The 12,695-nt window shown below is 38.4% G+C and carries 14 protein-coding genes; 9 read left to right on the forward strand and 5 right to left on the reverse strand.

The features are described from left to right. Window positions 1-502: 502 nt before the first annotated feature. A complete protein-coding gene (locus tag K8089_RS15420) occupies window positions 503-796 on the reverse strand; it encodes a hypothetical protein (RefSeq protein WP_237604195.1) in 294 nt (97 codons plus the stop codon). 268 nt (window positions 797-1,064) lie between these two features. On the opposite strand from K8089_RS15420, the gene K8089_RS15425 reads away from it, so the two are divergent. The 5 genes from K8089_RS15425 (at window position 1,065) to K8089_RS15435 (ending at window position 3,855) form a co-directional block, all read left to right on the forward strand. Next, entirely contained in the window at window positions 1,065-2,444 is a 1,380-nt protein-coding gene (locus K8089_RS15425; protein WP_237604206.1) for an MATE family efflux transporter, read from the forward strand. 38 nt (window positions 2,445-2,482) lie between these two features. Next, window positions 2,483-2,713 carry a hypothetical protein gene (locus tag K8089_RS15430; protein WP_237604196.1) on the forward strand — a complete coding sequence of 77 codons (231 nt, stop codon included), beginning with the start codon at window positions 2,483-2,485 and terminating at the stop codon, window positions 2,711-2,713. Between the two features lie 38 nt (window positions 2,714-2,751). Beyond that, window positions 2,752-2,886, forward strand: a complete 135-nt coding sequence (locus tag K8089_RS16555) for a hypothetical protein (protein WP_262913945.1) — start codon at window positions 2,752-2,754, stop codon at window positions 2,884-2,886. A 232-nt stretch (window positions 2,887-3,118) separates the two neighbouring features. After that, a complete protein-coding gene (locus tag K8089_RS16720; protein WP_407932398.1) occupies window positions 3,119-3,253 on the forward strand; it encodes a DUF3368 domain-containing protein in 135 nt (44 codons plus the stop codon). 26 nt (window positions 3,254-3,279) lie between these two features. After that, on the forward strand, window positions 3,280-3,855 hold the full coding sequence (locus tag K8089_RS15435) for a phosphatase PAP2 family protein (RefSeq protein WP_237604197.1): 576 nt from the start codon (window positions 3,280-3,282) through the stop codon (window positions 3,853-3,855). A gap of 98 nt (window positions 3,856-3,953) precedes the next feature. Here K8089_RS15435 and K8089_RS15440 read toward each other — a convergent pair whose 3' ends face one another. The 3 genes from K8089_RS15440 to K8089_RS15450 all read right to left on the reverse strand — a co-directional run bounded on the left by K8089_RS15440 (window position 3,954) and on the right by K8089_RS15450 (window position 7,018). After that, window positions 3,954-5,579, reverse strand: coding sequence for an ArnT family glycosyltransferase (locus K8089_RS15440; RefSeq protein ID WP_237604198.1), 1,626 nt, complete (start codon window positions 5,577-5,579; stop codon window positions 3,954-3,956). Between the two features lie 66 nt (window positions 5,580-5,645). After that, window positions 5,646-6,311 carry a lipid-A-disaccharide synthase N-terminal domain-containing protein gene (locus K8089_RS15445; protein ID WP_237604199.1) on the reverse strand — a complete coding sequence of 222 codons (666 nt, stop codon included), beginning with the start codon at window positions 6,309-6,311 and terminating at the stop codon, window positions 5,646-5,648. Next, a complete protein-coding gene (locus tag K8089_RS15450; protein ID WP_237604200.1) occupies window positions 6,308-7,018 on the reverse strand; it encodes a glycosyltransferase family 2 protein in 711 nt (236 codons plus the stop codon). Before K8089_RS15450 ends, K8089_RS15445 begins: the two co-directional genes overlap by 4 nt. A 150-nt stretch (window positions 7,019-7,168) precedes the next feature. On the opposite strand from K8089_RS15450, the gene K8089_RS15455 reads away from it, so the two are divergent. Genes K8089_RS15455 through K8089_RS15465 form a run of 3 tightly spaced genes read left to right on the forward strand, consistent with a single transcriptional unit; the run spans window position 7,169 to window position 11,020 of the window. Further along, window positions 7,169-8,107, forward strand: coding sequence for an NAD-dependent epimerase/dehydratase family protein (locus K8089_RS15455; RefSeq protein ID WP_237604201.1), 939 nt, complete (start codon window positions 7,169-7,171; stop codon window positions 8,105-8,107). A gap of 59 nt (window positions 8,108-8,166) precedes the next feature. Then, complete coding sequence (locus K8089_RS15460; protein ID WP_237604202.1) at window positions 8,167-10,164, forward strand: LTA synthase family protein; 1,998 nt, start codon at window positions 8,167-8,169, stop codon at window positions 10,162-10,164. Beyond that, window positions 10,154-11,020, forward strand: coding sequence for a diacylglycerol/lipid kinase family protein (locus K8089_RS15465; protein WP_237604203.1), 867 nt, complete (start codon window positions 10,154-10,156; stop codon window positions 11,018-11,020). Before K8089_RS15460 ends, K8089_RS15465 begins: the two co-directional genes overlap by 11 nt. A 46-nt stretch (window positions 11,021-11,066) precedes the next feature. Here K8089_RS15465 and meaB read toward each other — a convergent pair whose 3' ends face one another. Continuing rightward, window positions 11,067-12,149: a methylmalonyl Co-A mutase-associated GTPase MeaB gene (meaB, locus tag K8089_RS15470; RefSeq protein ID WP_237604204.1), complete on the reverse strand. Its 1,083-nt coding sequence runs from the start codon at window positions 12,147-12,149 to the stop codon at window positions 11,067-11,069. Window positions 12,150-12,242: 93 nt separating this feature from the next. Between meaB and K8089_RS15475 the strand changes: the two genes are divergently transcribed. Then, window positions 12,243-12,671 (forward strand): organic hydroperoxide resistance protein, encoded by a 429-nt coding sequence (locus K8089_RS15475; RefSeq protein ID WP_237604205.1) that lies wholly within the window; start codon window positions 12,243-12,245, stop codon window positions 12,669-12,671. The last annotated feature ends 24 nt before the right edge of the window (window positions 12,672-12,695 follow it).

The following is a 12,695-nucleotide window of genomic DNA, read 5'->3' on the forward strand; positions in this document are numbered from 1 at the left end:
ATTTCTGGATATTCCGGTATCGCTCAAAAATTATCATTTATTGTTTATGTTTTCTATTTGTTGTTGGCACGAGCGGGACGCTCGCGCTAGCGGTGCCAGAGTACAACTATGGTTGCTAGCAACATTAACCGTTTGTGGACTGCGGGGTTTTCTATTTGTTGTTGGCACGAGCGGGACGCTCGCGCTAGCGGTGTACGGGCCAAGGAGTCGAAAAACTGCCCTCATAAACTGGATAAAAAAATGTTTTGGAAAACCCTATCAGCGACACCAACAATGTAAATAGTGCCATTATAAAGAAAAAAGAAGGACCTCTTTTTTTGCGCAGCCGGGTAGTTTTTATATAAGGCATAGCGAAGCAATTTATATTCAATTAAAGATAGTTATAAATTTCAATTGAAATACAAACACTTCGCCTCTGGTTATATATTTACATGCCAGCTATGTTAAATTATAGAACATAGCCCTTAGCTGGCACCCACAATTTATTTTTGAATCTAATTTTTTACAGCGCGGCGTCGTCCCGTTCCAGGTTTTCCTTGCTGTCGCCCCCTTGGCTGTACAAGTGATTTTCTTCATCTGGTATTCCGCTTTGGTTGTTTTCTTTTTTTGCTTTATTGCTGCCAGGAATGTCTAGATCTTTGCCTTCAAAATCTACTTTTTTCTGTCGATCCTTTAATTGCTGGTCATCGCCGCCATCGCCATGGATATTTTCTTGTTTTAAAATATCCTTATCGTGTTTGGTAATTTCGGGATTGTAGGGTAGATTTTCTTTTGAAGTATTATCGGTCTTTTTCATAGTATTTATTTTTTTAGTTTACTAAAAGTAAGCAATGAAACAGGGAATTAAAAAGGGTTTAACGAGATGTAAGCAGTTTTATAACATAAAATTATAAACTTTTACGTTGTACGTGCTGAAGCGTCTTGCGAAAGGCCGCCAGAATCAAATAATTTTTAAAAGATTAATCCATTAAACTCATTAACATTTTCAACGTCTAAACTTTTTCATTACCACAAAGCCATTCTAAAAAACACAACAACTATCTTTGCCCAAAAATTTTTCAGAATTGGCTCTTTCAGATTACACCAAGGAATTTAAATACAACACCAAACTGGCAACGCCCGTTATTTTGGGCATGTTGGGACATCAAGTGGTGGCTTTGGTAGATAATATTATGGTGGGGCAGCTTGGTAGTGCCGAGCTTGCCGCTGTTTCTTTGGGGAACAGTTTTATGTTTGTGGCTATGAGTCTTGGGGTTGGGTTTTCTACTGCAATTACCCCTTTAGTAGCCGAAGCGGATGGTGAAGGCAATCGCGAAAAAGGTAAATCGTCTTTTAAACACGGCTTGTTTTTGTGTATCGTTTTAGGATTGGCGCTATTTGCAACGGTAATGTTTGCCAAACCATTAATGTACGTAATGAGCCAACCGCCGGAAGTGGTAGATTTGGCGATGCCATATTTAACGCTGGTTGCGGCCTCTTTAGTTCCGCTAATTATTTTTCAAGGTTTTAAACAGTTTAGCGATGGTATGTCTATGACGCGCTTCCCAATGTATGCCACCATTGTAGCGAATTTGGTGAATGTATTGCTAAACTATATGTTTATCTTCGGAAAGTTTGGCGCGCCAGAATTAGGCGTAGTTGGCGCTGCAATTGGCACATTAGTGTCGCGAGTTGTAATGGTTGCTTATTTGTGGTATTTGTTGAGCAGACGAGAAAAGTCGCGCTTTTTTGTTACCGAAATTAAAATTTTTACCCTAAGCAAAGCAATGCTGAAAAAACTGCTGAGCCTAGGTTTTCCTTCGGCCATGCAGATGTTTTTTGAAGTGGGTATTTTCACTTCGGCAGTATGGCTCTCCGGAATTCTTGGGAAGAATGCACAAGCGGCAAACCAAATAGCATTAAACCTTGCTTCAATGACTTTTATGGTGGCGATGGGGTTTAGCGTTGCCGCGATGATTCGGGTTGGGAATCAAAAAGGTTTAAAGAATTTTAAGGAATTGCGACGCGTTGCAATTTCAATCTTTTTACTCACGGCACTTTTATCATTGGTTTTTGTTGCTGGATTTATAATTTTTAATGAATCACTGCCAAAAATATTTCTTGATTACGACAATTTAGCGCTGTTTGCAGATAATAATGAAGTAGTAATTTTAGCTTCACAATTATTACTTATAGCCGCCATTTTTCAATTCACCGATGCTTTGCAAGTGGTTGCCCTCGGGGCGCTGCGCGGAATGCAGGACGTAAAAATTCCTACCGTGCTTACATTTATAGCGTATTGGATTATCGGTTTCCCAGTTTCGTATTATTTAAGTATGCATACTTCGCTGGAGAGTATGGGTATTTGGATTGGCCTATTCGCAGGACTAACGGCGAGTGGCATTATGTTATTCATCAGATTTAATTATCTTTCGAAAAAATTAATAGCAGCCCCTAATCCCTAAAAGGGGAATTTGTGACTCACCTTCAAAACTAGAAAAAAATGGATTTTCCAAAATATTTATTAGGCGACAACAGCGATTATCCAGATGCGATTTTCGTGATACATACTGAATTTCCCCGTTTTATTATCAATCTTGAAGACGATGAGGTGGAATGGTTGGAAGATTTTGACAAAGAAGATCAAAAAGAATTAGAAGCTGAAGCTGAAAATTTAATTCAGGGAGCAACTGATTTTTACGATCGCGAGATTGAGAGGTATGATGAGGATTAAATAACTTTTAAAAGAAAATCGATTATCTTTACAATAGTATGAAAACTGTAAAAATAAAAGTGCCGGAATCTATTGATGAACACAGTATGAAAATGTATGTGGCAGGTATTTTATTTGAAAAAGGTGAACTTTCCGCTGGACAGGCTGCCGATTCTCTTGAGTGGCTCAAATAATAATTGCAGATACAAGTTGCTTGATCTCCTTATATTATGCGGGAATTCTTCGAATATTGGAAGAATTATTTTTGGAAGTTTACATAACTTCCGAAATACAAAGTGAATTTGGCCAACCATTACCTAATTGGGTAAAACTTAAAAATCCCGAAAATACGCCGCAATTAGTTTCTCTATGAGCTAAAAAGGAAGAAATATCGCTAAAAGTATAGAAATAAGGACAACAGGAACTATTGGCATTCTGATTTTGGCAAAAGAAAAAGGCTATTTAAATGAATTAATGGAAACCATTGATAAACTAGTAAATAACGGATTCAGAATTTCTAAGAAATTATACGATGAAATTTATCGGAATTATAATTCTTAAGAAATATAAAACCCCACAACCTGAATATGCTTGAAGAACTCCTAAAATACGACACCGAATTTTTCCTCTTTTTAAACAATCTGGGAAACACTTCTTGGGATGGATTTTGGCGGTTTGTAACCGAAAAATGGTCGTCTATACCGTTGTACGCATTTCTTCTGTATTTAGTCTTTCGGCATTACGGATTAAAAGGCACTTTGGTAATCATAGTTTGCGTGGCTTTAATGATTACCGCCACAGACCAAATTGCCAGCCTTTTTAAATATGGAATAAAGCGCCCAAGACCGTGCAAAGTGGAAGAGCTGCAACCATTAATGCGTTACGTTGCCGATGGCTGTGGTAGGTTTGGTTATTTTTCAGCACACGCCGCTAGTTCTATGGCTGCTGCAGTTTTTCTTGGGTTAAGTCTTCAAAAATGGTACAAATACTTGCCTTTTATTCTACTCGTTTGGGCAGTGGCAACTGGTTACAGTCGTATTTATTTGGGCGTGCATTATCCGCTAGATGTTGTTAGCGGAATGGCTTTTGGTGGGTTGACGGGTTGGTTGTTTTATCTGCTGCAGAAATGGGGGCAGAAGAAGTTTAAAACGCAACAAACTTAACAGATTTTCTTTTGCACGTTCGAGCGCAGTCGAGAATATTTCCAAGGAAATTTGCTTGCATAAAAGACCCTTTTACTGCGCTCAGGGTGACAATTATGCTACTCTTTCGATACAATAAATAACTCTCGATACAATCTCGTTTTATGCGTTCGGCTGTCGGGACCCTTCGGATTCATATCGTAACGGGCAATATGTTCTGTTTTGAAGTTGGGGTAAACTTCTTTAAAATGTTCTAAACTTTCTTCCGAAACCAAAACACCAAAACGGTTTTCAGCAGGTGTTATAAATTCGCCATCTTTATTTAGCATTTCCATCTTTTGGCCGTAATCCCAAATAAGTTCGGGGGTCATTCCTGAAAATTCGTAGATTTTTATATTCTCTTTTTCTTCAAAATTGTGCAATTCTGAAAACGGTTTGTAATCTGGATTTATGGTAATGGCCTTGCTCAGCGGCAGTCCGAACCATATTACGGCAATAATAAAAGCAATGGTTAAATAAAAAACGGTTGCAATTTTTCTTCGGAAAAGATTTCGAAATATAAAAACTGCAATAATCAACAAAGCAGCGGAGAGTAGCACAAACCAAAGCCAGTTCCCTGCGAGTCCATCTTTCAGAAAAATATAGCCGCCAACGGGAAAGGCAATTCCTATAAAACCAATTAAACCGAAGTTGAAAAAGACGGGAATCGTTTCGCGTTTATCTTTCAAATCTTGAAATCTTCGGAAAAGATATTCAATATAAAACCCCGTATTTAGTGCCATTGGAATTAAAACAGGCAGCAAATAGCGCGATTTTTTCTCGGGAATTAAAGAAAGTAAAATCACCGAAAGCATCGTCCACAAAAAGGTGAAGCGATACGCTTTTTTATTTGAGACCCGGTTTTTTAAGTACGGATACAAAAGGGCAATAAAAGCAGGAATGGTCCAAACGCCGCTTTGTGTGAAAAAACTCCAATAATAGTAAAACGGTTTTATTTCGTAGCTAATCCAATTGGTGGTTTCCTTTTTGGTGATTGCTACTGCCGCCGGATCAAAATTTAGTGTGTACCAATGCCACCAACCCGAAACTACTGTTGCAACAGCCAAGAAAGCCAACAGCGGCAACCAGCGCGATTTAAAGTTTTTGTATTTGTAAACGATACCGAAAGCGAGTAAAAAGGGCAGAAGCAGGGCGTAAAGCGAAACGGGCCCTTTGCTTAAAAATGAACAGCCAAAGAACAGTGCTGCTAAAAGTGCGTTTCGGTATTTGTGCGTGTTTTCTGTAAAAAATAAATAGAGCAAATAAATACAGCCCACCATAAACCCGTGGGTGTAAATATCCCACTGTCCAGCGCGGGCGGAAGCAACAATGTAAAAAGAAGTTGCCATTATCAGCGAACTAATAAAAGCGTATAATTTTTCAGAAGTTAGTTTTTGTGCGAATTTGTAGGAGCACAAAACTAAAAAAAGCGACATTATTGCTGCGGGAAGCCGTAAAGCCCAAACTGATTTTATTCCAAAAATCGCCGCTGAGAAAGCCGTGAGCCACGTGGGAAGCGGTGGTTTTTGGTAGCGTGGTTCGCCGTTTATGGTGGTGAGTAACCAATTGCCATCAGTAAGCATTTCGCGAGCTGTGATGAAGTTTCGCGCCTCCATAATATTTACGGGAAGCGAATTTAAATTCACAAAGAAAATGGCGGCGCAAGTAAATAAAAGCAGTAATAAATAGTTTTTTTCAACTTTCATCTGTATTAAATATTTGATAAAGCCGAAACTTCGACTTCGCTCAGTACAAGCGATGGAATGCCCAAGTTATTCATTTTCGGTTGGTTCATAATTTTTAATGGGCATTTCATAACGCAGTTGTTTTTTCCAAATAAAAATATTTCGCACGTAAATTACAAGTCCGGCAATATGGCCTACAAAAAGCACCGGATCTTTTCTGAAAATAGCATACGCTAAAATTAGAGTTGCGCCTATAACGCTCATTCGCCAAAATCCCACTGGTAGTTGCGAGGTTTTTGTTTTTTCAGAAACCAGCCATTGGTACACAAATCGAAGCGTAAATAATATTTGTGAAACGATTCCCAAAAGCAAAAGCCACAGCGGAATATTTTCATTGTTAAACAGTTTTTCAATATCGTATTCCCCATTATTGTAGGCGTATAACACAACGAATATTGGAAAAATAAACAGAAAAATTTGCAGTAATTTTGGTGCTTTCTGCCATTCGCCCTGCAATTGTAAGTTTCGAATATAAATATAATACGTTAGCGCTTGCCCGAGCATTATGGCGAAATCGTCACGCAAATGACCGTACACAAAAAGCAAAAATGAAGCAAATAAACTCAGTTTCCAAAATGTGGAAGGGGTAATAATGCGTTTGTTTTTTTCAGAAAGAATCCACTGCAAAATAAGTCGCGCGCTAAAAAGAATTTGCGCCAAAAAGCCAATGCCATACACAACCCAGCTGCTCATCCCTTGCTTTTAATCTCGTAGTTGATGTATTTTTTCTTCATCCAAAGATAGGCGAAACAGTCCATCAATGGTCCCAATAATCTATTCCAAAGTCCAAATTTTGCCGTGCCGGCCACACGCGGAAAATGTTGCACAGGAACTTGAATAATGTTACCGTTTTGCAATAAAATCATGGCAGGCAAAAAACGGTGAAGCCCTTTAAACATTGGGATTCGTTTGGCGTAATCTGTTTTAATTACTTTTAATGGGCAGCCGGTATCGTCCATCCCGTCCTGTGTAAAAGCACGGCGAATACCGTTGGCAATAGTGGACGACATATTTTTCACGAATTTATCTTTTCTTTCAGCGCGTACACCGGTAACCAAATCGAATTCGCCAATATGTTGCAATAGTAAATTAAAATCTGCGGGTGCAGTTTGTAAATCGCTGTCTATATAACCAACCAGCGGACTTTCAACGTGGTCAAAACCTGCTTTTATTGCCGCGCTGAGACCGCGATTTTCTTTAAAAGAAATAAAGTGGAAGGCTTCATTTCGCGTACAAATAGCTTCAATTAGCGCTTGGCTTTTATCTTTTGAACCATCGTTTACAAAAAGAATTGCCGTTTTTTTACTTGCTATTTTGGTGTAGGCTAGAAGTTCCTTTTCTACCCGTTCCAAGTTTTCTTCTTCGTTATAAACGGGAACAATGATTGTGAATTCGTACATTTATTTAATTGAAAAGGTTTCTGCAAAAGTATTTCTTTTTTGTAGAATACAGCAGAACCCTAAAAAAGATGTTATTTTGCAAAAGAAATTGAAGCAGGAAGAAAGACATCCAGAGAAAGTTGATGCCATCTTGATTCAAAAAATTAAACAATGAAAATACTCGTTACGGGTGCAGCTGGATTTATTGGATCGCATACTGCCGAAAGGCTGAAAGCAATGGGGCACGAGGTAGTTGGGGTTGATAATTTCTCGCCTTATTACGATCTTTCTCTGAAGAAATTAAATGCATCGGCTTTGGCTGAAAAAGCAATTGAAATTGTAAATATTGATTTGCGAACCGATAATTTAGTTGAAAAGCTTCCTAATAATTTAGACTATATTTTTCATTTTGCAGCACATCCCGGTATTTCAAATACTTCTACTTTTGAAGATTATTTCAGCAATAATATTTTGGCGACCCAACGTTTGCTTGAGTTTGCCGAAAAGCTTCCGAAGCAACCATTTTTTGTAAATATTGCCACTTCTTCAATTTACGGGTTGGAAGCAACTTTCCCTGAAAGCGTGCCACCAAAACCTGCGTCGTGGTATGGGGTTACCAAACTTGCAGCAGAGCAATTAGTTTTGGCAAAAAGTCGCGCGAATAATTTGAAAGCAACTTCCTTTAGGCTTTTCTCGGTTTACGGACCGCGCGAAAGACCCGATAAGCTTTATACTCGCTTAATAGATTGCGGGTTGAATAATAAAGCTTTCCCACTTTTTGAGGGCAGCGAAAAACACCTGCGCAGTTTTACTTATGTGCAAGATATTGTTGACGGAATTGTGAGCGTTTTTGGAAAAGAAAAAATTTGCAACGGTGAAATTTTCAATCTCGGGACCGAAACCGAAAGCACCACAGCACAAGGAATTTCAACGGTTGAAGAAATACTCAACACGAAAATAGCCACCGAAAATAAACCACCCCGCGCCGGTGATCAATCGCGAACCAAAGCAAATATTGATAAGGCTAGAAAATTATTAGGATACAATCCAAAAACCTCTTTAAAAGATGGACTCATTGCGCAGACCGTATGGTTTAAAAATAATTTTTAAGCAGTTTGTAATCAAAGCAATAAAATTTCGTTTTAACTGGTATTAACCAAATTATTTTTATGACTTTCTGTTCAAAATTTCACCCAAAAAGATTTCGTCTTTTATGGTATTTTGTTGGTACTTATATCTTCTTTTCCACCATAATTAGGCTCATTTTTATCTTTTGGATGCTCGGCGAAGTAGATACTTCTTTCTTTAAAATTGGTAATACATTGCTCATCGGTTTCTTTTTTGACGTGGGCACCGTATCGTTTTTTGCAGTTCCCTACGCGCTTTATTTATTGTTTTTTCCAAAGAAATGGTACGGCTCGCTGTTTGACAGAATTATAACGTGGTTTGCCTATACGCTTGGGCTCGTCATTTTTCTTTTTTCGTTTTTTGCCGAAATTACTTTTTGGGAAGAATTTAAAAATCGCTTCAATTTTATTGCGGTGGACTATTTAATTTACACCTACGAGGTTGTTAAAAACATCAACGAATCGTACCCCATTCCTTTGTTGGTGGGCGGAATCTTACTTTTAACTGCGCTGCTTCTTTTTCGCACGAAACGGAGAGGCATTTTTCAGAAAACATTCAATAACGAAACCACTTTTAAACAGAAATTACTACCAACAACCTTTTTTATATTAATAGCTTTTGTATTTGCTTTTTTCGTAAAAAACAAAGATGCGGAGCAATTTGAAAACCGTTATAACAACGAAATTGCAAAAACTGGAATCTATTCTTTCTTTGCTGCATTTCAAAATAACGAGCTTTCATTTACAAATTTTTACAAAACTTTACCTGTAAACGAAGCTTTTTCCGAAGTTAAAAACGAATTTAGAAAGCGTGGCGACAGTCTTCTTTTTCCCGAAAAGGAATTAATTTATCGAAATATTTCGAATACAGATTCGTTGCCCGAACAAAGGCCAAACGTAATATTTATTTGTGTGGAAAGTTTGAGTGCAAACTTTTTGGAATCCTTCGGAAATACTGAAAACATAACGCCTACGCTGGATTCTTTAGCACACCACAGTTTGTTTTTCACCAATCTTTTCGCCACGGGAACCCGTACAGTTCGGGGTATGGAAGCTATTACGCTTTCCATTCCGCCAACTCCCGGCAGAAGCATCGTTAAACGCGAAAACAACCAACAGCTATTTACTATTGGCGAAGTTTTTAAACAGAAGGGCTACCAACGAAATTTCTTTTACGGTGGTGATGGCTATTTTGATAATATGAATAGTTTTTTTGGCGGAAATGGGTTTAATATCGTGGATCGCGGACGTGGTTTTTTACTGGATGCAAGCATTACCACAACCCGCACCAATATTGAAGATGAAGAGGTAACTTTTGAAAATGCTTGGGGAATCGCGGATGAAGATATTTACAACAAGGTAATTAAAGTTGCCGATAAAGCGCATAATGCCGGAGAACCTTTTTTCGATTTTGTGATGACAACCAGTAACCACCGTCCGTATACTTATCCCGAAGGAAAAATAGACATTCCCTCTGGCAGTGGCAGGAGTGGCGCGGTAAAATACACCGATTATGCCATTGGCGAATTTTTAAAAAACGCGCAGCAAAAGGAGTGGTATAAAAATACGATCATTATAATTATGGCAGACCATTGCGCGTCAAGTGCCGGAAGGCAGGAACTGGATGTGAAGAATTATCACATTCCGGGTTTAATGTTGAACGTGCCAAACGTTGCTGCCGCGAAGGTTGATAAAATGGCTTCACAAATTGATATTTTTCCAACCTTGTTTTCACTTTTAAATTGGAATTACAATTCCAATTTATTCGGAACCGATATTTTACAAATGAAACCTGAAGGAGAACGCGCTTTTTTAGGTACTTACCGAAAGCTTGGCCTGCTGAAAAAGAATGACAATGTTATGGTTTTAAGCGACCAAAAGGTTTCAAATTTTTATCAATGGAACCGTGAAACAAATGAGCTTTTACCGCTCAAAGAAGATGAAACTTTTCTGAAGGAAATAATTTCAAACTATCAAACCGCGGATTATTTATTTTCAAACGGTGGGTTGAAGCTAAACAGTTTGGGACTTGAAAACTAACCTTCATTTTATTGTAAACCCAATTGCGGGGAAGGGGAGAAATGAACTTTCCACGGATATGTTGGAGGCCTTTTTTCCGAATTCGGAATACGCGGTTTCAATAAAGAAAACCGAATTTGTTTTACACGCCAAAGCGCTTGCAAAAGCCTCTATTGAAGAAGGCGCGCAAATTATAGTAGCCTGCGGTGGCGATGGAACTATTAATGAAGTAGCTTCCTGTTTGGTCAATACTTCGGTGGTTTTAGGAATTTTGCCAATGGGTTCGGGGAACGGATTGGCTTCCAACTTAAGAATTCCGAAGAATTTAAAAAAGGCGCTCAACATCATTAAAAACCAAAAAGTGATGACAATAGATACGGGCACTGTAAATAACGAGCCTTTTTTCAGCAATACTGGCGTTGGTTTTGATGCGCATGTAATCTCAGATTTTGAAGAAAATACGACGCGCCAACTTTTTAGTTATGTTCAATCTACTTGGCGAACACTTAAAAAATATAACTATAAAAATGTGGTGGAACTGAAATACAACGGAACCACCGAATTGATTTCACCCTTTTTGCTTTTCGTTTCAAACTCGAACGAAATGGGTTATAAAATGAGTTTAACCCCTCAAGCTTCTTTGCAGGATGGATTGTTGGACGTGGTTATTGTTCCGAAACTTTCACGTTTCAAATTAGTGCTTTTTACGATGTTATTTCTCTTTAAAAAACATCATTGGCTAAAGGAAGTTCGGTTTCAACAACTTACAGCTTTGGAAATTAAAAGCTTGGATAATACAATTTTAAAAGTACAATGCGATGGTGGATCTGTAACTCAGCAATATTCAAAATTATTAAAATACTTCCTAAAAGCTTAACTGTTTGTACTCATTAAGTTTAAAACGTCGGCTTTTTTTCTGAAGATTATTTGGGGATTGAAAGCAGTTTTTCGGCAGCGGCAAAAGGTGTAGTTTTATTTTCATCAATTGCTTTCAATTGTTTTTGCAGTTCTATTTTCACTGACGGATTCGCGTAAAACTCACTTTTCAATCTGCTTTCAACGGTTTGCATTAGCCAGAATTTATTTTGCTCTTTTCTTTTATATTGAAAATAGCCGTTGCTTTTTACGGTTTCAAAATAATTTGAAACCACTTCCCAGATTTCTGAAATGCCTTCATTTTTAAGGGCGCTGCTCAAAAGTGTTTTTGGCGCCCATCCGCTTTCCTTTGCGGGATAAAGGTGCAAGGCACGGTTAAATTCGTTTTTCGCCATCTTTGCGGCTTTTAAGTTGTCTCCATCGGCTTTGTTGATAATAATGGAGTCTGCCATTTCCATAATTCCTCGTTTAATGCCTTGTAGCTCGTCTCCTGCGCCTGCTAGTTTAAGCAGCAGAAAGAAATCTGTCATAGAATGTACTGCGGTTTCGCTTTGGCCCACGCCTACGGTTTCAATCAGAATTACGTTAAAACCCGCGGCTTCGCATAGAATAATTGTTTCGCGTGTTTTTCGGGCTACGCCACCCAATGTGTCGCCACTGGCGGACGGACGAATAAACGCATTGGGCGCTTTTACCAGTTCTTCCATTCGGGTTTTGTCGCCAAGAATACTGCCACCACTAATGCTACTACTGGGATCTACGGTTAGTACCGCTACTTTTTTCCCGTTGGCAATTAGAAGGCTGCCAAAGCTTTCAATAAAAGTGCTTTTGCCTACGCCGGGAACGCCTGTAATACCGATGCGAATGGATTTATTGGCGTGTGGCAAACATTGTTCAATAATTTCCTTTGCTTGTTTTTGATGTTTTTTGGCGGTACTTTCAATAATGGTAATAGCTTGGCTAAGGGCAGTCTGGTTCTGATTTAAGATTTTGGAGACCAATTGGGAAACAGAAGGGTTTTTCTTTTTAAGAGACTTATGTCGTTCTGCTACCTTTGTATTCAATGTTTGGGGTTGCTGAACGCCTTTCTTTTCGTTTAATGCGCTATTATTTTTTTGTGTATCTGCCACAGCGTGAATTTAGGACAAATTTATGAATTTGTTCTTTTAAAGATGGGTTTTACATAGTATATTGAAAATTAATAATTTTAAATGTACAAGAAAATGAAAAAGCTATATGAAGCTTCATCCACGGCAGTAGGTGGCAGAACAGGTCACGTAACTTCAGACGATAAAAAAATTGACATGGAACTTTCAGTTCCAAAAGGTTTGGGCGGCGAAGGTGGAAAAGGAACAAATCCCGAACAACTTTTTGGCAGTGCTTATGCGGCGTGTTTTGGATCTGCAATTCAGTTAGTGGCAGAAAATGAAAAGATAGATTTGAGCGATGATATGAGTGTAACTGCAACTATTGAAATTGGTAAAACCAAGGAAGATAACCTTCAGTTGCAAGCCACTTTAGACTGCTATTTACCGGGAGTAGATGTAGAGACAGGCGAAGACTTGGTAAACAAAGCACACAAAGTTTGTCCGTATTCTCGTGCTACGCGCGATAATATTACGGTAACTCTCAATTTACTTTTAGATGAGTAATTAGAAACTTAGAACAATAAAAAA

The sequence above is a fragment of the Aequorivita vitellina genome, from assembly GCF_022008365.1.
GTDB classification, from domain to species: Bacteria; Bacteroidota; Bacteroidia; order Flavobacteriales; family Flavobacteriaceae; genus Aequorivita; species Aequorivita vitellina.

Coding starts and splice junctions, on each gene's coding strand:
- K8089_RS15420 (WP_237604195.1), bottom strand. CDS start 796: ATGAAAAAGACCGATAATACTTCAAAAGAAAATCTACCCTACAATCCC.
- K8089_RS15430 (WP_237604196.1), top strand. CDS start 2,483: ATGGATTTTCCAAAATATTTATTAGGCGACAACAGCGATTATCCAGAT.
- K8089_RS16555 (WP_262913945.1), top strand. CDS start 2,752: ATGAAAACTGTAAAAATAAAAGTGCCGGAATCTATTGATGAACACAGT.
- K8089_RS15435 (WP_237604197.1), top strand. CDS start 3,280: ATGCTTGAAGAACTCCTAAAATACGACACCGAATTTTTCCTCTTTTTA.
- K8089_RS15440 (WP_237604198.1), bottom strand. CDS start 5,579: ATGAAAGTTGAAAAAAACTATTTATTACTGCTTTTATTTACTTGCGCC.
- K8089_RS15445 (WP_237604199.1), bottom strand. CDS start 6,311: ATGAGCAGCTGGGTTGTGTATGGCATTGGCTTTTTGGCGCAAATTCTT.
- K8089_RS15450 (WP_237604200.1), bottom strand. CDS start 7,018: ATGTACGAATTCACAATCATTGTTCCCGTTTATAACGAAGAAGAAAAC.
- K8089_RS15455 (WP_237604201.1), top strand. CDS start 7,169: ATGAAAATACTCGTTACGGGTGCAGCTGGATTTATTGGATCGCATACT.
- K8089_RS15460 (WP_237604202.1), top strand. CDS start 8,167: ATGACTTTCTGTTCAAAATTTCACCCAAAAAGATTTCGTCTTTTATGG.
- K8089_RS15475 (WP_237604205.1), top strand. CDS start 12,243: ATGAAAAAGCTATATGAAGCTTCATCCACGGCAGTAGGTGGCAGAACA.